The sequence below is a fragment of the Paragemmobacter ruber genome (genome assembly GCF_009908315.1).
Taxonomy (GTDB): Bacteria; Pseudomonadota; Alphaproteobacteria; order Rhodobacterales; family Rhodobacteraceae; genus Paragemmobacter; species Paragemmobacter ruber.
Genome location: NZ_JAAATW010000004.1, coordinates 147,388 through 169,952 on the forward strand (window position 1 = coordinate 147,388; position 22,565 = coordinate 169,952).

The following is a 22,565-nucleotide window of genomic DNA, read 5'->3' on the forward strand; positions in this document are numbered from 1 at the left end:
GGGCCGATATGCGGCGGGCGGCAGGGCCAGCATGGCCTGCGCCCGGTTAACGGATTGCAAAGATCACAGGAAGGCCGAGGCGTTGTTGATCAGGATGATCCGCAGCGCATAGACCGCCAGCAGCACGATCAACGGGGCCAGATCCAGCCCGCCCATCTGCGGCAGGAAGGACCGCACGCGCGAATAGATCGGCTCGAGGATGCGGTTCAGACCGTCCCAGATATTCGCCACCAGCGGCTGGCGCAGGTTGAGGACCTGAAAATTGATCAGCCAGCTCATGATGATATGGGCAAGGATGATCCACTGGGCGACATCAAGGATCAGAAGCAGGATTTGCAGGATCGAGGTCATTCACGGGCCTCCGCATACTAGGGGTTGTGTGCAGAGGTAGCGGTTGGCGCGAAAAAGGGCAACGCCCTTCCGCAGCGTTGCGCCTTGACGTCGCCGGGATCACGGGGCAACCGGGGCGCGACAGGAGATTGCACGATGTATCCCTTCCTCCGCATGGCCAAAGAGTTGTGGAAGTTCCGCAACGCGCCCGCTCTGCCCCTGCTCGGCACCCATGTCAGCACCCATCGCTGCTGGCCATGGGACCTTGACCCTTGGGTGGAACTGAACAACGGGCGCACGCTCACGATCTATGACCTTGGGCGCATCCCGCTCAGCCTGCGCACGGGGCTGCGGACGGTGCTGCAGGCGCAGCGCTGGGGGCTGACGGTGGCAGGCAACACCGTGCGTTACCGCCGCCGCGTGCGCGCCTTCGACCGCCTGACGGTCTACAGCCGCTGCATCGGCTGGGATGACCGCTTTCTCTACATCGAACAGTCGATGTGGAAAGGCGATGACTGCACCAGCCATATCGTGATGCGCATGGCCGTGACCTCGCGCGATGGGATCGTATCGCCTGCCCGGCTTCTGGCGGCGATGGGCCAGCCGGTGGCAAGCCCGGCCCTGCCCGATTTCGTGCAGGGCTGGATCGCGGCCGAGGCCGTCCGCCCCTGGCCGCCGCAGCGCTGAAATCTCTGCCCCATCCATGCAGGCGCGGCTTGCGTGCGGGGCTGTTTCGCGATTCAATCCCTGCCAAGACCAAAAGGGCAGGGGGCAGGGATGGCACTGGCGGGCAGCGCGAAACGGCGCATCTGGGGGTGGTTCTTCTTTGACTGGGCCAGCCAGCCCTACAACACCCTGCTTCTGACCTTCATCTTCGGCCCCTACTTCGCGGAAATCGCGCGCGGCTACTATATGGCCGAAGGCATGGACCCCGAGGCCGCCGGTGCCGCCGCGCAGGCCTATTGGGGGGCGGGGCTCGCGATCGCCTCTGTCATCATCGCCGTCACCGCGCCGCTTCTCGGCGCCATTGCCGACAGCACGGGGCGGCGTCTGGTCTGGGTCTGGTTCTTTTCGGCCTTCTACATCGTCGGTTCCTACGCGCTGTGGTACATCGCGCCCGGGGGTGACAACCTGTTCTGGGCGGTGCTGTTCTTCGGGCTTGGCTTCATCGGGATGGAATTTGCCACCATCTTCACCAATGCACTGATGCCCAGCCTGACCGATCATGATGATCTGGGCGCGGTCAGCGGCAGCGGCTTTGCCTTCGGCTATCTGGGTGGGGTGCTGGCGCTGGCCATCATGCTGGCGCTGTTCGCCGAAAACAGCGCCACGGGAAAGACGCTGATCGGGATCGACCCGATCCTCGGCCTCGATCCCGAGGCGCGCGAAGGCACCCGCGCCGTGGGTCCCTTCACCGCGATCTGGTATGCCGTCTTCATGATCCCCTTCTTCCTCTGGGTGAAAGAGCCGCATATCGAACGCCGTCCGCTGAACCTGTCGCTGGCCTTCGCCAGCCTGCGCGACCTGATCGCCTCGCTGCGCTATCGCGGCAGCCTGTCGGCCTATCTGGCCTCGTCGCTGTTCTACCGCGATGCGCTGAACGCGCTTTACGGCTTTGGCGGTGTCTATGCCTCGGGCGTGCTGGGGTGGGAGATCACCCAGATCGGCGTCTTCGGCGTGGTCGGCGCCGTCACCGCCATGATCGCCGCATGGATCGGCGGCAAGGCCGACCGCCGCTATGGGCCAAAGCCGGTGATCGCCTTCTGCATCGTCGTCCTGATCGCGGTCTGCTGTGTGATCGTGGGCATGACGCGCGAAGGGCTGTGGGGCATCCCGCTCGATCCCGCAGGTGGCGCGTCGGACCGCATCTTCTTTGCCTGCGGTGCGCTGATCGGCGCGGCGGGCGGCGCGTTGCAGGCCGCCAGCCGCACCCTGATGGTGCGCCACACCACGCCCGACCGCGCGACCGAAGCCTTCGGCATCTATGCCCTGTCCGGCAAGGTGGCAAGCTTCATCTCGCCCGCGCTGATCGCCCTTGTCACCGCCATCAGCGGATCGCAGCGCATCGGCATCTCTCCGCTGATCGTGATGTTCCTGATCGGCCTCGTTCTGCTACTCTTTGTGCGCGCACGGGGTGAACAGATATGATTGCACGCTTCTTCGCAGGGCTGGCGGCAGGGCTGGTGCTTGTCGCAACGCTGACGCTTCCCGCGCTGGCCGAGACGAAGGCGAACCAGCTGTTCGGCGCGGCCACCGCCCCGTCGCAGGATCGCCCGATGCCCTTTGGCAGCTATTCCAAAGGCTGCGCCGCAGGGCTGGTCGCCCTGCCCGAAACCGGCCCCACATGGCAGGCGATGCGCCTGTCGCGCAACCGCTACTGGGGCCACCCGGTGATGATCGACTATCTCGTCGAACTCAGCCAGACCGCGCGGCAGATCGGCTGGGCCGGGCTCTATATCGGCGATATCAGTCAGCCGCGCGGCGGCCCGATGACCAGCGGCCATGCCAGCCACCAGATCGGCCTTGATGCCGACATCTGGATGCTGCCGCCCCGCCGTCTCGATCTGTCGCGGCAGGAGCGCGAGGATATCTCCTCCATCCCGGTCCGCTCGGCCGATCAGCGCAGCGTGACCGCGAACTGGACACCCGCCCACCACGCCCTGATGAAGGCGGCGGCCTCTGATCCGCGTGTGGACCGCATCTTTGTCGCCGCTGCCGTCAAGATTGAGATGTGCCGCAGCGCCACCCGCGCGGATCGCAAATGGCTGCAGAAGATCCGTCCTGTCCCGGGGCATGACACGCATTTCCATGTACGTCTGAAATGCCCGCGCGGCGCCCGGCATTGCGAAACCCAGACGCCCACGGTGGCCGAACTTTCGAACGGCGGGGATGGCTGCGACGAGACGCTGATGTGGTGGGTGTCGGACGAATACCTGAACCCGAAGCCCAATCCCGATGCCGATGCTGATGCCGAACCCGCCCCGCGCAAGCGCGGCGCCCGCGACTACACGCTTGCCGATCTGCCCAGACAATGCCGAAACGTCCTCACCTCGCCCTGATGGCGGGGGTGTTTCTGGCGCTTGGTCTGCAAGGCAGTGCCAGCCAGACCCTGCCCGCAGGTCTTGTCGGCGCTTTCGAATGGCGCAGCGCAGATGAAAACCTCGGCGGGCTTTCGGCCATCGACATGGCGCCCGACGGGCTGTCCTTCCTTGTCATCTCGGATCGGGGCGCATGGACACGCAGTCAAGTCACCCGCGATGCGTCGGGCCAGATCACCGGGATCGACGCCCCGCCGATGCGGTTTCTGCGCGGGCGGTCCGAGGCGCCGCTGGAAGCGGGGCGGAACGATTCCGAAGGCATGGCCGTGGCCGCCGACGGCACGGTGTATATCTCGTTCGAAAACGTCGCCCGAATCCTGCAGTATGACAGGATCGACGGGCCGGCCCTGAATCTGCCATCCCCGCGCGAATTCGGGCGGCTGCAACGGAACTCTGCGCTCGAGGCGCTGGCGATTGATGGGTCCGGCACCCTTTACACCCTGCCCGAACGGTCGGGTGAACTGACCCGGCCCTTCCCCGTCTGGCGCTATCGCGATGGCGTCTGGGATCAACCCTTCGCCCTGCGCCGCGACGGCGGCTATCTGGTGGTCAGCGCCGATGTCGGCCCGGATGGCCGCTTTTATGTGCTGGAGCGCGAATTTCACGGTCTGGCCGGGTTCTCCAGCCGGGTGCGCAGCTTTGCGCTGTCCGACACCGCGCTTGCGGACGAACGGACCGAACTGGAAACGCCGCCCGGCCAGCATGACAATCTGGAAGGCCTGTCCGTCTGGCGCGGCCCGGACGGCGCGCTGTGGCTGACGATGATCGCCGATGACAATTTCAACTTCTTCCAGACCACCGAAATCGTCGAATACCGCCTGCAGGACTGACCGCCGCGCACCGGCATCGGTTGACAACCGCGCAGGGCAGGCGTAACCGCGCCCCGTCCCCAATCTGGGGGCCAAGTCTCCGCGACCTTGTCAAAACGGAACAACAGACATGACCCGCATCTTCTCTTATGGCGTCATCGCCATGGCCGCCGTCGTGGTGGCCTCCAACATCCTCGTCCAGCATCCGATTGGCACCTGGCTCACCTGGGGTGCCTTCACCTATCCGCTGGCCTTCCTCGTCTCGGATATCGTGAACCGGCTGGAAGGCCCCGCCGCCGCGCGCCGGGTTGTCTATGTTGGCTTCCTTGTCGGTCTGGCCTGTTCGGCCATCGGCACCCAGATCATGGGGGAATACGGCCCGCTCGTCACCCTGCGGGTGGCCATCGGATCGGCCATGGCCTTCCTGCTGGCGCAACTTCTGGATATCGCGATCTTCGACCGGCTCCGCCGTCAGGCATGGTGGAAGGCGCCCTTCATCTCTACCTTCGCGGGGTCCACGCTGGATACCGCGATCTTCTTCACCATCGCCTTCTCGCTATTGTTCAGCTTCCTTGAACCGGGCAATGACGTGTCATGGGCGGCCGAAACCATGCCGCTTCTGGGCTTCGGCCCGCAGGTCCCCTTCTGGGTTTCGCTGGGTGTTGCCGACTGGTGTGTGAAAATCGCCGTCGATCTGATCGCATTGTTGCCGTTCCGCTTTGCGATCCGCCATTTCGGCGTAAAGGTTGCGTGATTTCTTTTGACAAACACAAAATCTGTGCGAACCTCACCCTACTAGCAACCCATTGAAAGGAGGTGATCCAGTGTCTAGAGCTACATTGGAGAGAGGTGTCGGGACAGTCAGGGGGCGTGTTTTCTGAGGGCAGCCCCTCAGTCGACAGACCATCTGATTGGGCTTGAAACCTAACTGGCCCATCTCCTTGGATCTCGGAAAGGGTCGCCGCGCAGGCGACCCTTTCTCTTGTGAAACCCGCACCATCCACCGCCCATGCTCCGCATCACCGACACGATTGCCATCGCCGATTGGGAACTGTCCGAGCAGTTCATCCGCGCCTCCGGCCCGGGCGGGCAGAACGTGAACAAGGTCTCGACCGCCGTCGAACTGCGGTTCGAGGCAGAGCGCTCCCCCCACCTGCCCCCGCCGGTGAAGGCGCGGCTGAAGCGTCTTGCCGGGCGGCGCTGGACAACCGAAGGCGCCATCGTCCTGCAGGTGGATGAAACCCGCTCTCAGGCCCGCAACCGCGAGATTGCGCGCGAACGTCTGGCCGATCTGATCCGTCAGGCGCTGGTCGCGCCCAAGCGGCGCATCGCCACCAAGCCCACCCTCGGCAGCCAGCGCCGCAGGCTTGCCGCCAAATCCGTGCGGGGCGAGGTGAAATCCCTGCGGGGCCGGGTCGATGGCGACGATGACTGAAGCCGAGGCGCGCGCCGCCGCCGCGCTTTGGCAGGGCCGCGTGTCCCGCCTGATCGTGGCGCGCGAGAATGCGGTGTATGAGATGGCCCTGCCCGAAGGCACCTGCGCCGCCCTGCGCCTGCACCGCACGGGCTATCAGGATGCGGCGGCGATCAGGTCGGAACTTTGGTGGTGCGCCGAACTCGCCGCGCTGGGCCTGCCGGTGCCGGCCCCGCTGCCGCTGCCAGATGGGGAACACCTCGCAACCCTTGCCACGGGACGCCATGCTTCGGCCGTCCGCTGGCTGGATGGAGAGGCGATCGGGGCGGCAGGCAGACCACTGGCCCACAGCACCCCCGCACAGATTGATCTGCATGTCCGGCTTGGCCAATTGCTGCGCCGCCTGCACGAGACGAGCGACCGCCTGACCCTTCCGCCGGGTTTTTCCCGCCCGCGCTGGGATGGGGATGGCCTGATGGGCGAGGCGCCGCTCTGGGGCCGGTTCTGGGAACATCCCGCCGCGTCGTATGAACGTTCGTCTGCACTGCTTGCTGCACGCGTCCTTTTGCGTTCGGCGATCGACCGCCACGCCAAGGCCGGGGGTGATTTCGGCCTGATCCATGCCGATGTGCTGCGCGAAAATATCCTGCGCATCGGCCCGGATCTGGCGCTGATCGACTTCGACGACAGCGGTTTCGGCTTTCGTCTCTACGACCTTGGCACCGTTCTTTCCCAGAACCAGTACGAACCCGCGCGGGATGATCTGCGCGATGCGCTGATGGCGGGATATGGAACGCAAGACGTTGAAATGGTGGAACTTTTCACACTGGCCCGGGTGCTTGCCTCGGTCGGCTGGACCATGCCGCGCCTTGCGCCCGACGACCCGATCCACCGCAGCCACCTCGCCCGCGCCGATATGGTGATCCGCCGCGTGCTGGGCTGATCAGACGGTCACTTCCATCGCCGCCTGCGCCCCCACGCCAAAGACGCGCTTGTAACGCGCGATTTCGGCCTCTGGCCCCATCGCCTTGTTCGGGTTGTCCGACAGTTTCACCGTCGGCCGCCCATTGGCCGAAACCGCCTTGCAGACAAGGCTGAACGGGGCCAGCCTGTCGCCCGCCAAGCCCCTGAAATCATTGGTCAACATGGTGCCCCAGCCGAACGACACCTTCACCCGGCCATGGAATTGGCGATGCAGCTCCTCGATCTTCTCCACGTCCAGCCCATCGGAAAAGATCACCAGCTTCTGTGTCGGATCCTCGCCCCGCGCCTTCCACCAGCGAATCGCCGTCTCTGCCCCGGCGGCGGGATCGCCGGAATCGATGCGGATGCCCGTCCATGTGGTCAGCCAGTCGGGGGCATTGCGCAGGAACCCTTCCGTGCCGTAGGTATCGGGCAGGATGACGCGCAGGTTGCCGTCATGCTCTTCGTGCCAGTCGGCCAGAACCTGATACGGCGCCTGCGCCAGTTCGGCATCGCTCTGCGCCAGCGCCGAATAGACCATCGGCAGTTCATGCGCATTGGTCCCGATCGCCTCGATGTCCCGTTTCATCGCGATGCGGCAATTCGACGTGCCGATGAACTTTGTCCCCAGCCCTTCCTGCATCGCCTGAACGCACCAATCCTGCCACAGAAAGGAATGACGCCGCCGCGTGCCGAAATCGGCGATCTTGAGCGTGTCCAAGCCCTTAAGCCGTTCGATCTTTTCCCACAGCCGCGTCATCGCCCGGGCATAGAGGACCTGAAGCTCGAACTTGCCCATCCCTTTCAGCACGGCCCGCGACCGCAACTCCATCAGAACGGCCAGCGCCGGGATCTCCCACAGCATCACCTCGGGCCAGCGCCCTTCGAAGGTCAGCTCATATTGACCGTCGCGCTTTTCCAGATGGTAAGGCGGCAGGCGCAGGCCTTCGAACCATTCCATGAAATCGGGGCGGAACATCTGCCGCTTGCCGTAGAACATGTTGCCGCGCAGCCATGTGCTTTCGCCCCGCGACAGCGACAGGGATCGCACATGATCCAACTGCTCGCGCAGTTCGCCTTCGTCGATCAGTTCGGCAAGGCGCACGCTGGACGACCGGTTGATCAGCGAGAATGTGACCGCCGTCTCCGGCTTGTTGCGGAAAATCGACTGGCACATCAGAAGCTTGTAAAAATCGGTGTCGATCAGCGACCGGACGATCGGATCAATCTTCCAATTGTGGTTATGCACACGGGTGGCGATATCGACCACGTCACTCCTCCAGCACGACGCCCGCGGCGCGCATCTCTTCGGTCATCCGGGCCAGCGACCCGCCCAGGTCGATGCCCCGGCACGCACCCATCAGGACGGTGGCCCTGAACCCAAGGCGCGCCGCATCCAGCGCAGAATGGGCAACGCAATAGTCGGTCGCGAGGCCCACGAAAGTGACCGCGCCCACCCCCCGCGCGCGCAGATAGCCGTCAAGCCCGGTCGTGGTGCTGCGGTCATTCTCGAAAAAGGCGGAATAGCTGTCGATGGCGGGGCGAAACCCCTTGCGCAGGATCAGCTGCGCCGGATCGACGCGCAACGCCGGGTGGAAAGCCGCGCCGTCGCTGCCCTGCACACAGTGATCGGGCCACAGTATCTGGGGTCCGTAGGCCATCACGATGCTGTCGAACGGCGCCTTTCCGGCATGGTTCGACGCGAAAGAGGAATGGTCGCGCGGGTGCCAATCCTGCGTCAGCACGACGGTGGCAAAATCATCCATCAGTGCGTTCACGCGCGGAATGATCGTGTCGCCCTCTGCCACGGCCAGCGCGCCGCCGGGGCAAAAGTCGTTCTGGATGTCGATCACGATCAGGGCGTGGTCTTCTGCGGGCATGGCGGGCCTCGTGCGCGGATGCAGCTTCCTGCCTAGGAAACCCCTGCCCCCCCGTCAATGGGAGGCGCTTGAATTCGCGTGGATTTAGGGGCATGCCGCAGGGATGCTGACAGTGGCCGCCCTTTATCATTTCACCCGGTTCGATGCCCCTGCCACCCTGCGGGATGGGCTTCTTTCCTGTGCCATGGCGCAAGGGGTGAAGGGATCGCTTCTTCTGGCACGGGAAGGGATCAACGGCACCATCGCAGGCACCCGGCAGGGGATTGATGCGGTTCTGGGCCACATTCGCGCCCTGCCGGGCTGCGCCGATCTGGAATGGAAGGAAAGCCCCGCCGCGGAGATGCCGTTCGGCAAGATGAAGGTAAAGCTGAAGCGTGAAATCGTCACCATGGGCAAGCCGGACGTGGATCCGACGGCGCGTGTCGGCCATTATGTCGATGCCGCCGAATGGAACGCGCTGATCGCCGCGCCCGATGTGGCGGTGATCGACACGCGCAACGATTACGAGGTGTCGATCGGCACCTTTGCCGGCGCGATCGACCCGGGCACCCGCAGCTTCAGCGAGTTTCCCGCGTGGTGGGAAGAGAACCGGGATCGGTTTCACAACAAGCGTATCGCGATGTTCTGCACCGGGGGCATCCGCTGTGAGAAATCGACCAACTGGCTGCTGCAACAGGGCGTGACCGAGGTGTTCCACCTGAAAGGCGGCATCCTGAAATACCTCGAAACCGTGCCCGAGGATCAATCGCTCTGGCAGGGGGAGTGTTTCGTGTTCGACAAGCGGGTGTCGGTGGGCCACGGGCTGGTGCCCGGGCAACTGTCCGTTTGCGGGGCCTGCCGCCGCCCTGTCACACCCGCGGCGCGGCAGCACGCGGATTACGAAGAAGGCGTCTCTTGCCCCGCCTGCACGGATGAATACAGCGAAACGGATCGCGCGCGCTTTCGCGAACGCCAGCGCCAGATGAAACTGGCCGAGGCGCGGGGCGAGCCGCACCTCGGCGCGTGATCAGCGCAGGCGCTGTCCGTCCGCGGCGAAGAACAGCGCGTCACCCGCATCATAGGCAATGCCAACCATGGTGCCGATGGCCGGGGTGACATCGCCCTTCGCCTCGATCACCAGTTTTTCACCGGTCGCCGCCGAAACATGGATGAAGCTGACACCCCCCAGCGCTTCGGTCATCTCGACACGGTGGGTCTCGCCGCCCGTGATGCGCAGATGCTGCGGGCGAAGGCCCACCTCCACCTTGCTGCCCGCGGCCGGAAGGCGCGCCCCGGTCGGAACCGTGCCACCCAGACCCGGCGCTTCGGCCAGACCGGCCGAGACGACGGTCGCCGCGACAAAGTTCATCGCCGGGCTGCCGATGAATCCGGCGACAAACCGGTTGTCGGGATCATGGTAAAGTTCAAGCGGCTTGCCCACCTGTTCCACCCGGCCCTTCCGCAGGACGACGATCTTATCAGCCAGCGTCATGGCCTCGACCTGATCATGTGTCACATAGATCATCGTCGCGCCGATTTCGCGGTGCAGGCGCGCGATTTCCACCCGCATCTCCACCCGCAATTCGGCATCGAGGTTCGAGAGCGGTTCATCAAACAGAAAGACTTCCGGCCCGCGCACGATGGCCCGCCCGATGGCCACGCGCTGGCGCTGGCCGCCAGACAGCGCCTTGGGCTTGCGCGACAGGAGGTCCCCCAGTTTCAGGATACGGGCGGCCTCGGCCACCTTGCGGTTGATCTCCTGCGCCGGGTGACCCGTCATCTTCAGCCCAAAGCCCATGTTCTCTGCCACCGTCATGTGGGGGTAGAGCGCATAGGTTTGAAACACCATCGCCACGCCGCGTTCGGAAGGGTCAATATGCGTCACGTCCCGCGCGCCGATGTGGATCGACCCGCTCGACGTGTCTTCAAGCCCTGCCACCATGCGCAGCAGCGTTGACTTCCCACAGCCAGAGGGGCCGACGAAAACGCAGAACTCGCCATCCTCGATGGTCAGGTCGACACCATGGATGACCTCTGCCTCGCCAAAGCGTTTGACCACCTTTTGCAGCACCACTCCCGACATAGGATTTCCCCCCAAATAAGTCCGTCAATTCTGTTCCGGAAAGCGCCAGCTTTCCGCTTCGGCCGCGATTCGTGCCGCCGTTTCCTTGATCCGCCCTGCCCGGGCGTCCAGCGCCTGCAACGAGGTGCGGGATGTTGTGGATGTCACCGACAGCGCCCCGATCACCCGCCCCGTGCGCGTCAGGATTGGGACGGCGCAGCAGATGATTCCTGGCTCGTGCTCTTCGCGGTCAAAGGCGTGCCCGCGGCCCCGAATCGCCTCCAGCTCGGCCTTCAGCGCCCCGGCGCTGTCCAGTGTCTGGGGGGTAAAGCGGTGAAAGCTCTGGCGTTGCAGCGCGCGCTCCAGCGCATCCGGCGACAGGAAGGCCAGCATCGCCTTGCCGACGCCGGTGCAATAGGCCGGCCCCACCTTGCCGGCCTGTGCAAACATCTCCACCGGCTTTGCGGCGTTGCGTTTGTCGACATAGAGAACCTGACCATTGTCCATCTGCGCCAGATGGATGGTCTCGCCGGTTTCTTCTGCCAATTCATCGAGATAGGGCCGCGCGATCGGGGCCAGCGATGACGTGGCCCAGGCGGCATGGGCAAGGCGGACCAGCCGCACCCCCAGCGCATAGGTCTGTCTGTCGGCGTCATAGATCAGCATGCCCTGATGGGTCAGCGTCTGGATCAGCCGGTAGAGCGTGGCCTTGGGATAGGACGCAGCGCCCAGCAATTCCGAAAAGCGCACCGGATGCCCTGCGGCTGCGACCATGTCGAGCACATCCAGCGCCTTGCCCACGGTTCCGTCGCCCTGTTCCGCCGACATCGGTTTTCCTTGCGTTGCGGTTGACAGCCTTAACGATAGGCCGCATAGTTTTCAATATTCAAGACTAAGTTTCACATAATGGAACCTAAAGGGAGGAAACCGATGGTCCGTTACGCGAAGGGCGCGGCTGCGCTCATGGCAGCCCTGCTGCTTTCGACTGCTGCAGTGGCGCAGGAAAAGCGCATCCTGACCTTCATCACCGACAACAACGATCCGGCGCCCAAGGCGGCGTGGGAGCAGCTGGTGGCGGATTTCGAGGCCGAGAATGCCGATATTGATGTCGAGATGAACATCATGGATCGCGAAGCCTACAAGACGGCGATCCGCAACTTCCTGACCGCCGATCCGCCGGATGTGGCAAACTGGTACCCCGGCAACCGAATGAAGCCCTTTGTCGATGCGGGCCTGTTCCTCGATATCTCGGATGTCTATGCGTCCAACAACCTGACCACCGAACTCGCATCGACGCTTCCCGTGGTGACGCAGGATGGCAAGCAGTGGATGGTTCCCTACACCTACTACCAGTGGGGCATCTATTTTAACCGCACCGTCTATGAACAGGTCGGCGCGACCGTGCCCACCACCTGGGAAGAATTCATCGCCAATTGCGAAAAGTTCAAAGCGGCGAACATCGACTGCCTGACCACCGGCACCAGCCAGCTTTGGCCCGCGGCGGGGATCTTCGACTATCTCAACCTGCGCACCAACGGCTATGAGTTCCACCGCCAGCTGACGAATGGCGAAGTGGCGTGGACCGATGATCGTGTCCGCGCGACCTTTGCGGAATGGGCGAAGGTGGTGCCGTACACGACGGCCAATCACGCGGCGATCGACTGGCAGGATGCCGTTCCGCTGGTCGTGCAGGGCAAGGCTGCGAACTATGTGATGGGCAACTTTGCGGTGGCCGCCCTCAAGGAAGGCGGGATGACGGACGAGACGCTCGGGTTCATGCCGTTCCCGACGATCAACCCGGATGTTCCGCGCGCCGAAGAGGCGCCCACGGATGCGGTGTTCATTCCGGCCGGTGCGGAAAACGTCGAAGATGCCAAGAAGTTCATGGCCTTCGTGGCGCGCGCCGATGTGCAGACCAAGCTGAACCAGAACCTCGGGCAATTGCCGGTCAACGCCGGGGCGACCGTCGGGGAAGACCCGTTCCTGCAGGCCGGGTTCGAACTGCTGTCGACGACGCCGGGCGGGATCGCGCAGTTCTTTGACCGGGATGCGCCGGCGGAAATGGCCAAGGTCGGGATGGAAGGCTTCCAGGAATTCATGGTGAAGCCCGAAAATCTGGATGCGATCCTCGAGCGGCTGGAAGCCGCACGCCAGCGCATCTACCAGTAACGCGAATTCCGGGCGCGGGTGGGCCAAAGGTCCGCGCCCGGTATAAGACCCCGGGGCTCCTCCTCCCCCGGGGTCGCATTTTCCCGCCCCCTGCTTTCCCAGCCCGCGCGAGAGGCCAGCATGCCATCACGGACATTCAACCAGCGCAGCCTTGCGCCCTGGCTTTTCCTTGCGCCGGGGCTTTTGATGTTCATCGTCTATGTGATCTGGCCCATCGGCGAGAGCCTGATGCTGTCGCTTTACGATTGGGATGGGCTTTACAACCGCGAGGGGGAGTTCACGGGACGGTTCATCGGTCTGGACAACTTCCGTGAACTTGCCACCGATCAGGCCTTCCTAGTCTCGCTCTACAACAACGTGATCTGGCTTGGCATGTACATGCTGGCTGTGCCTGCCGGGCTGCTGGTTGCGATCTTTCTCAATCAGAATGTCCGTGGCATCCGGCTTTACAAATCCCTGTTCTTCTTTCCCTTCGTCATCTCGCAGGTGGTCGTGGGCCTGATCTTTTCGTGGTTCTACGCGCCGAATTTCGGCCTGCTTTACCTGATCCTCGAATGGTTTACCGGAAGCGGCGTGGCCATCCTCGCGGAAGAGCGCTATGTCACCTATGGCATCATCGTCGCCGGGCTTTGGCCGCAGATCGCCTATGTGATGATCCTCTACCTTACAGGTCTGAACAACGTGGCCCCCGATCAGGTCGAGGCGGCCCGTCTGGATGGCGCGAAGGGGTGGCGGATGCTGTGGTATGTCATCCTGCCCCAGTTGCGCCCGGCGACCTTCATCGCCGTTGTGGTCACCGTGATCGGCGCGCTGCGGTCTTTTGACCTTGTGTCGATCATGACGGCGGGCGGTCCCTTCGGTTCGTCCCGCGTGCTGTCCTACTACATGTATGAACAGGCCCTGTCGGAATACGGCTATCGCATGGGCTATGGCGCGGCCATCGCCGTGGTGCTGTTCGCGATCATGATGATCTTCATTTCGGGCTTCATCTGGAAGATGTGGCGCGACGAGACGGAGCGCTAAGATGTTCCCCAGACCGATCGAACAAAGCGCCCCTGCCGTCCAGTGGATCTACAAGATTGCCCTGCCTGTTGCGCTGGTGCTGTGGTTGCTGCCGCTTTTGGGTGTGGCCGCCACATCGGTGCGCCCGGCATCGGATCTGGCACAGGGGAACTATTTCGGAATCCCGTCCTACCTTGCCTTCGAGAATTATGCCGACGTGTTCCGCAACACGCCGATGGCGCGCTACATCCTGAACAGCTTCATCGTGACGATCCCCACGGTGATCGGGGCGGTGGCGCTGTCGCTGATGACGGGCTTCGCGCTGGCGGTCTACAGGTTCAAGGGCAACCTGATCCTGTTCTTCATGTTCGTCGCGGGCAATTTCGTGCCGTTCCAGATCCTGATGGTGCCGGTGCGCGACCTCACGCTCAGCCTTGGGATGTATAACAGCTATCATGGGCTGGCGCTGTTCCACATCGCCTTTCAGACGGGCTTTTGCACGCTGTTCATGCGCAACTTCATCAAGGCCCTTCCCAATGAACTGATCGAGGCCGCGCGCGTCGAAGGTGTGGCGGAGTGGCGCATCTTCTGGTTCATCGTCCTGCCGCTGATGCGGCCTGCCATCGCCGCGCTGTCCGTGCTGGTGTTCACCTTCATCTGGAACGATTTCTTCTGGGCGACGGTGCTGACGTCCAGCCCCGATGCGCAGCCCATCACCGCCGGTCTGTCATCGCTCAACGGTCAGTGGGTGGCGGCTTGGCATCTTGTGTCGGCCGGGTCGATCCTTGCCGCCCTGCCGCCTGTCCTGATGTTTTTCCTGATGCAGAAGCATTTCATCGCGGGCCTCACCCTGGGGGCGGTGAAGTGACGGAATTCAGGCTGGATGCCGGGACTGGCGATCAGGCGCAGACCATCGCGCTGACCACGGCGGGCGGTATCCCCGAGGTGATCTGGTGGGGTGCCCCCCTGCCTGAGGATGAGGATCTGGCGCAACTGGCGGCGGCGTCGCGGCACGATCTGACGGGGGGGATGCTGGATGTCCTGCCGTCCCTATCGCTCTGCCCCGAGGCGGGGCGTGCCTTCCAGGGCCAGCCAGGGCTGGTTCTTTCGGCGGCCGATGGGGCGCCGATGCTGCCCAGCTTCACCTTCGAGCGTGTGGAAGAGGCGCCGGGCCGTCTGCGGCTGGTCAGCGTGGCGGAAGGGCTGCGCCTGACGCATGAGCTGCGCGCCTATCCCACCGGGGTGATCGGGCTGACCACGGTGCTGGACGCAAAGCAACCCGTGCGTCTGCACTGGCTGGCCGCGCCCGTGCTGCCCGCCCCGCAAGAGGGCGCGATCATTGATGTCCATGGCAAGTGGACGCGCGAGTTTCATCTGAACCACATCGACTGGACCCCCGGTATCCGTCTGCGCGAGTCGCGCACGGGCCGATCGGGGCATGAACATCCGCCCTATGCGCTTTTCGCCGGCGCGGGGGCGACCAATGCGCAGGGCGCGGTCTGGGCGCTGCATTACGGCTGGTCGGGCGGGCACCGCATGGTGGCCGAGGAATTGCCCGATGGTCGCCGTCAGGTGCAGTTCGGCCATGCCTGGGGGGCCGAGACGAAGCCGGGCCAGCATTTCCAGACGGCAGAACTGTTGGCGCTGTGGTCCGGGGCGGGGTTGAACGGGATTGCAGCCACCTTCCAGCGCGATATCCGCGACCGGGTGGTGACGTGGCCCGATCCGGCGCGCCCGCGCCCGGTGCATTACAACTGCTGGGAAGCGATCTACTTCGACCATAACCTCGCCGACCTTGCCGCCATTGCCGACCGTGCCGCCGATATGGGGGCAGAACGGTTCGTGCTTGATGATGGCTGGTTCGGACGGCGCGACGACGACACCACGAGCCTTGGCGATTGGACTGTCGATCGGCGCAAATGGCCTGACGGACTGCACCCGCTGATCGACCATGTGCACAGGCGCGGCATGACCTTCGGCCTGTGGTTCGAACCTGAAATGGTGAACCCGGACAGCGATCTGATGCGCGCCCATCCGGACTGGATGCTGGGGCCGGCCGATCAGGTCACGGGGCGCAACCAGATGGTGCTGGATCTGGCACGTCCCGAGGTGCGCGAACATCTGTTCAACGCCGTGTCCGAGATTCTGGCCGAATACCCCATCGACTACATCAAATGGGATCACAACCGCCTGCTGCCCGTGGTGGATGCGGCGCAGGCGCGCGGGATCTATGATCTTCTCTCTGCGCTGCGCCGGGCGCATCCGGGGGTGGAAATCGAAAGCTGCGCCAGCGGTGGTGGGCGGATCGACGCGGGCATCCTTGCCCATACCCAGCGGGTCTGGCTGTCCGACAGCATCGACGGGATCGAACGGCTGCGGATGCAGCATGAGGCCGCCCTGTTCCTGCCTGCGGCGGTGACCGGCAGCCATGTCGGCGCGCGGCGCAGCCATACGGCGGGGCGGGTTCTGCCCATGTCCTTTCGCGCCTGGGTCGCGGCGCAGCGTCATTTCGGGTTCGAGATGGACCTGCGCACGCTGACCGAGGAAGAAGCCGCAACGCTGCGGGCCGTGACAGGGTGGTGGAAGGCCAATCGCCACTGGATGATGGCGGGCACGATCCACAGGATCGACAGTGACGATCCTGCCGTGGTGGCCGAGGTGCAGGTCGCGGCAGATGGGGGGAGGTTCGTGCTGTTTGCCGGGCAAGAGGTCACCAGCATGCAGATCCTGCCCCGCCCCTTGCGCCTGACGGGGCTTGACCCTGCGGCGCGGTATCGGTTGCGTCTGGTCAACCCCGAGGACGCCCCGCCGCAATCGCGCGGGCCGAATGTGCTGAAGTCCGGGGAGGTGATCCTGTCGGGCCTCGCGCTGATGCAGAAGGGGCTTCATCTGCCCGTCGCATGGCCGGCGACGATGTGGGTGGTGGAGGGTGAATGTGTCTGACGGATGGCCCTGCAGGAAGGCGGAACGATGATGGTGGACTGGATCGCGGTCGACTGGGGGACAACCAACCTGCGCGCCTTCGCCATGCAGGGCGCGGCGGTGGTGGCGCAGGCCATGTCGGACGAAGGAATGGGGCGGCTGGATCGCGACGGGTTCGAACCGGCCCTGTTGCGGCTGATCGCGCCGTGGCTGACCGAAGGCAAGGTGACCGACGTCGTCGCCTGCGGGATGGTGGGCAGCCGTCAGGGCTGGCACGAGGCGCCCTATCGCGCGGTTCCCTGCGCGCCGCTCGACCCCGGGTCGCTGGTCGCGGCGCCGACGCGGGATGGCAGGATACGGGTGCGGCTGGTGCCTGGGTTGAAGCAGGCGCAACCCGCCGATGTGATGCGCGGGGAAGAGACGCAGATTGCGGGGACGCTGTCGCTTTTGCCGGGGTTTGACGGGGTGATCTGCCTGCCCGGCACCCATTCCAAATGGGCGCATCTGAGCGCGGGCGAAGTGGTCAGTTTCCAGACCTTCATGACGGGCGAGATGTTCGCCCTTCTGTCGCAGGCGTCGGTCCTGCGTCACGGGATGCAGGGCGAGGGGTGGGAGGACGCGGCCTTTGATGCGGGCGTGGCCGATGCCTTGGCGCGGCCGGAGCGGATCGGGGCAAAGCTGTTCGGCATCCGGGCGGAAGGGCTGATCTCCGGTCTGTCGGTGGCGGCGGCGCGGGCGCGGCTGTCGGGGCTGCTGATCGGGATGGAACTGGCGGCGGCGCGGCCCTACTGGCTGGGTCAGGCGGTGGTGATCGTGGGATCCGAGGGGATCTCTGGCTCTTACGCGCGGGCGTTGAAGACTTTGGGTGTCGAGGCGCGGCTGGTGACCGGGGGCGATGCGGTGCTGGCCGGGTTGGCCGCGACGCGGGCAAAGGTGAATGCATGACGGAACGAAAGATTATCGCGATCCTGCGGGGGGTTACGCCGCCTGAGGCCGTGCCGGTGGCCGAGGCCTTGGTGAAGGCCGGGATCACATGGATCGAGGTGCCGCTGAACAGCCCGCATCCCGTGACGTCGATTGCCGCGATGGTCCGGGTGCTGGGCGCCCATGCGGTGATCGGCGCGGGCACGGTGCTGAGCGTGGCGGATGTGGCCGAGGTGGCGGATGCCGGGGGGCGGTTGATCGTGTCGCCCAATTGCGACCCCGAGGTGATCGCCGCAACCAAGGCGCGCGGCCTGCAAAGCTGGCCGGGGGTGATGACGCCCACGGAATGTTTTGCCGCGCTGAAGGCCGGAGCGGATGGGTTGAAGATCTTCCCGGCCAGCCTGATCGGGCCGGACGGGGTGAAGGCCATCCGCGCGGTGCTGCCCAAGACCTGTCAGGTCTATGCGGTGGGCGGCGCGGGGCCAGAGAATTTCGGCCAGTGGATCAAGGCCGGGGCGGATGGGTTCGGCATCGGCACCGCGCTTTACACGCCCGGGCTATCGGTGGCCGAGGTCGCCACGCGGGCGGCGCGGATCGTGGCAGCCTATGACGAGGCGGTGGGATGATCTTTGATACCCGTGTCTGCGAACTGGGCGAGGGGGCCTTTTGGCACCCGCTGCGGCGGCAGGTCTTCTGGTTTGATATCCTTGGGAAAAAGCTGCACTCGGTCGAGGATGGCGCGCCGCGGACATGGTCCTTTGTGGAGCTTGTCTCGGCCGCCGGATGGGTGAGCCGGGATGTGCTGCTGATCGCGGGGGAGCGGGATCTGTTCCTGTTCGATCTGGAGACGGAAGAGATCGAGACGGTTGCGGAACTGGAGGCAGATGATCCCGGCACGCGGTCCAATGACGGGCGGGCGGACAGGCAGGGCGGGTTCTGGATCGGGACGATGGGCAAGCGGGGCGGGGATGACCCCAGGCGTGGGTCGATCTGGCGGTGGTACCGGGGCGAGATGCGGCGCATCTTCACCGAGCTGACGATCCCGAATTCGATCTGCTTCGCGCCGGATGGGACGCGGGCATATTTTTCCGACACGGTGACGCAGCGGATTCAGACGGTTGCGCTGGATGGTGACGGCTGGCCCGTGGGTCAGCCGGAGGTGTTCGTCGATCTGTCGGCCGAGGGGCTTTATCCCGATGGCGCGGTGGTGGATGCCGATGGCAATGTCTGGAATGCGCAATGGGGGGCGGGGCGGGTGGCCTGTTACGGCCCCGACGGGCGCTTCCTGAAGGCGGTGCCGATCGGGGCGAGCCAGACGTCTTGCCCCGTTTTCGGGGGCGAGGGGTTGGCCACGCTGTTCTGCACCACGGCCCGCGAGGGCATGGATGCGGCGGCGTTGGCCGCCGATCCCGAGGCTGGAAAGACCTTTGCAGTTCAGGGGTTTGGCCCCGGACTGCCCGAACCACAGGTGATCTTGTGAAACGTACGCTTGGCGTCTGCTACTATCCCGAACACTGGCCCGAGGCGAAATGGGCCGAGGATGCCGCGCGCATGGCGGCGCTGGGTCTGACATGGGTCCGCATCGGCGAATTCGCCTGGAGCCGGATGGAACCCGAGCCGGGGCGGTTCGACTGGGATTGGCTGGATCGCGCCATCGCCGTGCTGGGCGGGGCGGGGCTGAAGGTGGTGTTGGGCACCCCCACGGCGACGCCGCCGCGCTGGATGCTGGAGAAGCATCCAGACATGCTGGCAGTGGATGCAGAGGGGCGGCCGCGCGGGTTCGGGTCGCGGCGGCATTACTGTTTTTCGCATCGCGGATACCGGGCGGAATCGGCGCGGATCGTGACGGAGATGGCGCGGCGCTATGGGAAGAACCCGCATGTGGCGGCGTGGCAGACGGATAATGAATATGGCTGCCATGATACGGTGCTGAGCTATTCGGACGCGGCCCGCGAGGCCTTTCGCGAATGGCTGGCGCAGCGGTATCAGAGCCCGCAGGCCCTGAACCGGGCGTGGGGCAATGTGTTCTGGTCGATGGAGTATTCGTCCTTTGATGAGATCGGCCTGCCCAACCTGACGGTGACCGAGGCGAACCCGTCGCACACCATGGCCTTTCGCCGCTTTGCCAGTGACGAGGTGGTGGCCTTCAACCGGGTGCAGACAGAGATCATCCGCAAATTCTCGGACGCGCCGATTGCCCATAACTATATGGGAAGGATCACGGAATTCGACCATTTCGCGGTCGGGGCGGACTTGGATATCGCGTCGTGGGATGCCTATCCCTTGGGCTTCCTGTCGGACCGGCTGGAGGCGAGCGCCGAGCATAAGCGGCGCTTCGTGCGGCAGGGGGACCCGGATTTTCAGGCCTTCCACCACGACCTTTACCGCGCCGTGGGGCGGGGGCGGTGGTGGATCATGGAGCAGCAGCCGGGGCCGGTGAACTGGGCCCCGTGGAATGCCGATCCGCTGCCCGGCATGGCGCGGCTGTGGGCGTGGGAGGCCTTCGCCCATGGGGCGGAAGCCGTGTGCTATTTCCGCTGGCGGCAGGCGCCGTTCGCGCAGGAACAGATGCATGCGGGGTTGCTCAGGCCCGACAGCGCCCCTGCGCAAGCCTTTGAAGAGGCGGGGAAAGTGGCGCAGGAACTGGCCGCGATGCCCGATGTGGGAACGGCGCGGGCGGATGTGGCGCTGGTGTTCGACTATGCCAGCGCATGGGCCTGGGCCACGCAGCCGCAGGGGCGGGATTTCGACTATTTCCGGCTGGTCTTTGCCTTTTATCGCGGCTTGCGGCGGTTGGGGTTAAATGTGGATATCGTGGCCCCAGATGTGGCGGATCTGTCGGCCTACAAGCTGGTGCTGGCGCCGGGGGTGGCGACGTTGTCGGAGGCTTTCCTTGGGGCGTTGAAGGCGTATCAGGGGGCCGCGCTGATCGGGCCGCGCAGCAACGCGAAGACCGTGGAGTTTGCGACGCCTGTCCCGCTGCCGCCGAACCTGCCGGGGCTGGAGGCCGTAGTGGCGTGGGTGGAAAGCCTGCCGCCGGATGTTCCCGTGCCGCTGGAAGGGGGCGGTAACCTGTTGCACTGGCGCGAGAAAATCGAAACCGGGGCTGAGGTGGTGGAGCGCGCCAGCGATGGGTGGCCTGCGCTGATCCGGGCGGGGGGCTTGCATTATCTGGGCGGCTGGCCGGAGGAGGCGGTGCTGGACCGGATGCTGTTGCGCCTGTGTGAGGCGCAGGGGATTGAGGTCGAGGTTCTGCCCGAAGGGCTGCGGCGGCGGGATACCGACACGCATCGCTTCTGGTTCAATTACAATCCGTTCGAGGTGGATTGGGACGGCGTGACGCTGCCCGCCGCCGGGGTGCATTGGGAGGCGCTTTAGGGCGCCTCTGACCCTTCGGACAGTGTGGCGAAGGCCACGCCATTGGGGCCGAGGGTGAGGGTGTCACCGTCGAGTGTGGCACCGATCGAAGGGCCTGTCAGGGATGACAGGCCCTTGATATTTATGGTTATTTCGGAAGGAGACAGGTTGAAGAGGCAGGCCAGCCTGTCGCCGCGGGTGAAGCCGAGGACGGGGTCGGGCAGATCGAGAAAGAGGGTGCGGCCGGTGCGGAGTTCGGGGCGTTCGCTGCGGTAACGAAGCATTAGCTTGTAGTGATTCAGGACCGAGTTGGGGTCTGCCGCCTGTGCCGCGACATTGCGGGCGCGTTGGGGTGCCTTGACGGGAAGCCACGGCTTGCCCGTTGAAAAGCCGCCGTTTTCGGATCCGTCCCAGACCATGGGCGTGCGGGTGTTGTCGCGCCCCACGGGTTCGGGCCAGAAGGCGATGCCCTGGGGATCGGTCAGTTCGTCAAAGCCGAGGTCCGTGTTGGTCTGGCCCAGTTCTTCGCCCTGCCAGAGGCAGATGGAGCCTTCGAAGGACAGGATCAGCGCGGCGGCCTGTTTGGCCAGCGCGTCGGTCGTGGTGCCATGCGCCGCCCAGCGGGTGACGTGGCGCGGGACGTCATGGTTGGAGAAGGCCCACATCGGCCAGCCGTCAGGGGCGCCGGTGAAGAAATCCGCGATCTTCTGGCGGAAGGCGGCGGGGGTGTAGTCGGGCCCCATCATCTCGAAGCTGTAGCATTGGTGCAGGCGGCTGCGCCCGGTGTATTCGCCCATCAGGCGGATGGCGTGGTGGCTGTCGCCCACCTCGCCCACGGAGGCCCGCGCGTCATAGCTGTCGAGCAGGCTGCGGATGCGTTCCATCCAGCCTGTCGTTTCGGGGCGGTTCTTGTCGAACAGGTGATATTGCATCTCGTAGGGGTTGCCGTCGGGGCGGGATTTTTCGCGGAAGTCGGCGGGATTGTCGCGGAAGTGCGGATCGTGGAAGAAATAGTTGGCGGTGTCGAAGCGGAAGCCGTCCACGCCGCGATCGAGCCAGAAGCGCATGTTGGCGAGGTGCCAGTCCTGCACGGCGGGATTGTGGAAGTTGAAGTCGGGCTGTTCTGACAGGAAGTTGTGAAGATAGTACTGCTTGCGCCGTGCGTCCCATGTCCAGGCGCTGCCGCCGAAGACGGAGAGCCAGTTGGTGGGCGGCGTGCCATCCTTGCGCGCATCGGCCCAGACGAACCAGTCGGCGCGCGGGTTATCCCGGCTGGCGCGGCTTTCGGTGAAGAAGGGGTGCTGGTCGGAGCAGTGGCTAAGCACCTGGTCGATAATGATTTTCAGCCCGAGGTCATGGGCGCGCCGGATGAGGGTGTCGAAATCCTGCAGGGTGCCGAAGGTGGGGTCGATATCGGTGTAATCGCTGACATCATAGCCCATGTCGCGCATGGGCGAGGTGAAAATGGGCGAGAGCCAGATGGCATCTACCCCGAGGTCGGCGATATGGGGGAGGCGGGCGGTGATGCCGGGGATATCGCCGATCCCATCACCGTTCGAATCCTGGAAGCTGCGGGGATAAACCTGATAGGTGACGGCCCCTTTCCACCAATCCGATGCTGACATGCGCGCCCCGTTTCTGATTGCCCAAGGACAG

22 protein-coding genes are annotated in these 22,565 nt (G+C 64.7%); 16 read left to right on the forward strand and 6 right to left on the reverse strand.

Annotated features, from left to right (window positions below):
- Nucleotides 1–63: 63 nt before the first annotated feature.
- A complete protein-coding gene (locus GU920_RS16715; RefSeq protein WP_161768260.1) occupies nt 64–351 on the reverse strand; it encodes a YggT family protein in 288 nt (95 codons plus the stop codon).
- A gap of 135 nt (nt 352–486) precedes the next feature.
- Between GU920_RS16715 and GU920_RS16720 the strand changes: the two genes are divergently transcribed.
- The 7 genes from GU920_RS16720 (at nt 487) to GU920_RS16750 (ending at nt 6,594) form a co-directional block, all read left to right on the forward strand.
- Nucleotides 487–1,017 (forward strand): acyl-CoA thioesterase, encoded by a 531-nt coding sequence (locus GU920_RS16720; protein ID WP_161768261.1) that lies wholly within the window; start codon nt 487–489, stop codon nt 1,015–1,017.
- A gap of 90 nt (nt 1,018–1,107) precedes the next feature.
- On the forward strand, nt 1,108–2,478 hold the full coding sequence (locus GU920_RS16725) for an MFS transporter (protein ID WP_161768262.1): 1,371 nt from the start codon (nt 1,108–1,110) through the stop codon (nt 2,476–2,478).
- The gene (mepA, locus tag GU920_RS16730; RefSeq protein ID WP_161768263.1) at nt 2,475–3,389 is read left to right on the forward strand and encodes a penicillin-insensitive murein endopeptidase; all 915 of its coding nucleotides are present in this window, start codon (nt 2,475–2,477) and stop codon (nt 3,387–3,389) included. The genes GU920_RS16725 and mepA overlap by 4 nt, the downstream gene beginning before the upstream one ends.
- Complete coding sequence (locus tag GU920_RS16735) at nt 3,362–4,258, forward strand: esterase-like activity of phytase family protein (protein ID WP_161768264.1); 897 nt, start codon at nt 3,362–3,364, stop codon at nt 4,256–4,258. The genes mepA and GU920_RS16735 overlap by 28 nt, the downstream gene beginning before the upstream one ends.
- Before the next feature lie 109 nt (nt 4,259–4,367).
- Nucleotides 4,368–4,991, forward strand: a complete 624-nt coding sequence (locus GU920_RS16740; RefSeq protein ID WP_161768265.1) for a queuosine precursor transporter — start codon at nt 4,368–4,370, stop codon at nt 4,989–4,991.
- 255 nt (nt 4,992–5,246) lie between these two features.
- A complete protein-coding gene (arfB, locus tag GU920_RS16745; protein WP_161768266.1) occupies nt 5,247–5,672 on the forward strand; it encodes an alternative ribosome rescue aminoacyl-tRNA hydrolase ArfB in 426 nt (141 codons plus the stop codon).
- On the forward strand, nt 5,656–6,594 hold the full coding sequence (locus GU920_RS16750; protein ID WP_161768267.1) for a phosphotransferase enzyme family protein: 939 nt from the start codon (nt 5,656–5,658) through the stop codon (nt 6,592–6,594). The genes arfB and GU920_RS16750 overlap by 17 nt, the downstream gene beginning before the upstream one ends.
- Here GU920_RS16750 and pncB read toward each other — a convergent pair whose 3' ends face one another.
- Together pncB and pncA are read right to left on the reverse strand one after the other, a co-directional pair.
- Nucleotides 6,595–7,884, reverse strand: a complete 1,290-nt coding sequence (gene pncB / locus GU920_RS16755; protein ID WP_161768268.1) for a nicotinate phosphoribosyltransferase — start codon at nt 7,882–7,884, stop codon at nt 6,595–6,597.
- A gap of 1 nt (nt 7,885) precedes the next feature.
- Entirely contained in the window at nt 7,886–8,494 is a 609-nt protein-coding gene (gene pncA / locus GU920_RS16760) for a bifunctional nicotinamidase/pyrazinamidase (RefSeq protein WP_161768269.1), read from the reverse strand.
- 103 nt (nt 8,495–8,597) lie between these two features.
- Between pncA and trhO the strand changes: the two genes are divergently transcribed.
- On the forward strand, nt 8,598–9,500 hold the full coding sequence (gene trhO / locus GU920_RS16765; RefSeq protein ID WP_161768270.1) for an oxygen-dependent tRNA uridine(34) hydroxylase TrhO: 903 nt from the start codon (nt 8,598–8,600) through the stop codon (nt 9,498–9,500).
- Here trhO and GU920_RS16770 read toward each other — a convergent pair whose 3' ends face one another.
- Both GU920_RS16770 and GU920_RS16775 read right to left on the reverse strand, forming a co-directional pair.
- The gene (locus GU920_RS16770; RefSeq protein ID WP_161768271.1) at nt 9,501–10,556 is read right to left on the reverse strand and encodes an ABC transporter ATP-binding protein; all 1,056 of its coding nucleotides are present in this window, start codon (nt 10,554–10,556) and stop codon (nt 9,501–9,503) included.
- Between the two features lie 24 nt (nt 10,557–10,580).
- Complete coding sequence (locus tag GU920_RS16775) at nt 10,581–11,363, reverse strand: IclR family transcriptional regulator (RefSeq protein ID WP_161768272.1); 783 nt, start codon at nt 11,361–11,363, stop codon at nt 10,581–10,583.
- Nucleotides 11,364–11,465: 102 nt separating this feature from the next.
- Between GU920_RS16775 and GU920_RS16780 the strand changes: the two genes are divergently transcribed.
- The 8 genes from GU920_RS16780 (at nt 11,466) to GU920_RS16815 (ending at nt 20,930) form a co-directional block, all read left to right on the forward strand.
- Nucleotides 11,466–12,704 carry an ABC transporter substrate-binding protein gene (locus GU920_RS16780; protein ID WP_161768273.1) on the forward strand — a complete coding sequence of 413 codons (1,239 nt, stop codon included), beginning with the start codon at nt 11,466–11,468 and terminating at the stop codon, nt 12,702–12,704.
- Nucleotides 12,705–12,824: 120 nt separating this feature from the next.
- A complete protein-coding gene (locus GU920_RS16785) occupies nt 12,825–13,727 on the forward strand; it encodes a carbohydrate ABC transporter permease (RefSeq protein ID WP_201744203.1) in 903 nt (300 codons plus the stop codon).
- Nucleotide 13,728: 1 nt separating this feature from the next.
- Entirely contained in the window at nt 13,729–14,574 is an 846-nt protein-coding gene (locus GU920_RS16790) for a carbohydrate ABC transporter permease (protein WP_161768274.1), read from the forward strand.
- Complete coding sequence (locus GU920_RS16795; RefSeq protein ID WP_161768275.1) at nt 14,571–16,649, forward strand: alpha-galactosidase; 2,079 nt, start codon at nt 14,571–14,573, stop codon at nt 16,647–16,649. The genes GU920_RS16790 and GU920_RS16795 overlap by 4 nt, the downstream gene beginning before the upstream one ends.
- 27 nt (nt 16,650–16,676) lie before the next feature.
- On the forward strand, nt 16,677–17,573 hold the full coding sequence (locus GU920_RS16800; protein WP_161768405.1) for a 2-dehydro-3-deoxygalactonokinase: 897 nt from the start codon (nt 16,677–16,679) through the stop codon (nt 17,571–17,573).
- Nucleotides 17,570–18,178: a 2-dehydro-3-deoxy-6-phosphogalactonate aldolase gene (locus tag GU920_RS16805; RefSeq protein ID WP_161768276.1), complete on the forward strand. Its 609-nt coding sequence runs from the start codon at nt 17,570–17,572 to the stop codon at nt 18,176–18,178. Before GU920_RS16800 ends, GU920_RS16805 begins: the two co-directional genes overlap by 4 nt.
- Nucleotides 18,175–19,032 (forward strand): SMP-30/gluconolactonase/LRE family protein, encoded by an 858-nt coding sequence (locus GU920_RS19590; RefSeq protein WP_161768277.1) that lies wholly within the window; start codon nt 18,175–18,177, stop codon nt 19,030–19,032. Before GU920_RS16805 ends, GU920_RS19590 begins: the two co-directional genes overlap by 4 nt.
- Nucleotides 19,029–20,930, forward strand: coding sequence for a beta-galactosidase (locus GU920_RS16815; protein WP_161768278.1), 1,902 nt, complete (start codon nt 19,029–19,031; stop codon nt 20,928–20,930). The genes GU920_RS19590 and GU920_RS16815 overlap by 4 nt, the downstream gene beginning before the upstream one ends.
- Here GU920_RS16815 and GU920_RS16820 read toward each other — a convergent pair.
- Nucleotides 20,927–22,534, reverse strand: coding sequence for an alpha-glucosidase (locus GU920_RS16820; RefSeq protein ID WP_161768279.1), 1,608 nt, complete (start codon nt 22,532–22,534; stop codon nt 20,927–20,929). The genes GU920_RS16815 and GU920_RS16820 overlap by 4 nt on opposite strands.
- Nucleotides 22,535–22,565 lie beyond the last annotated feature (31 nt).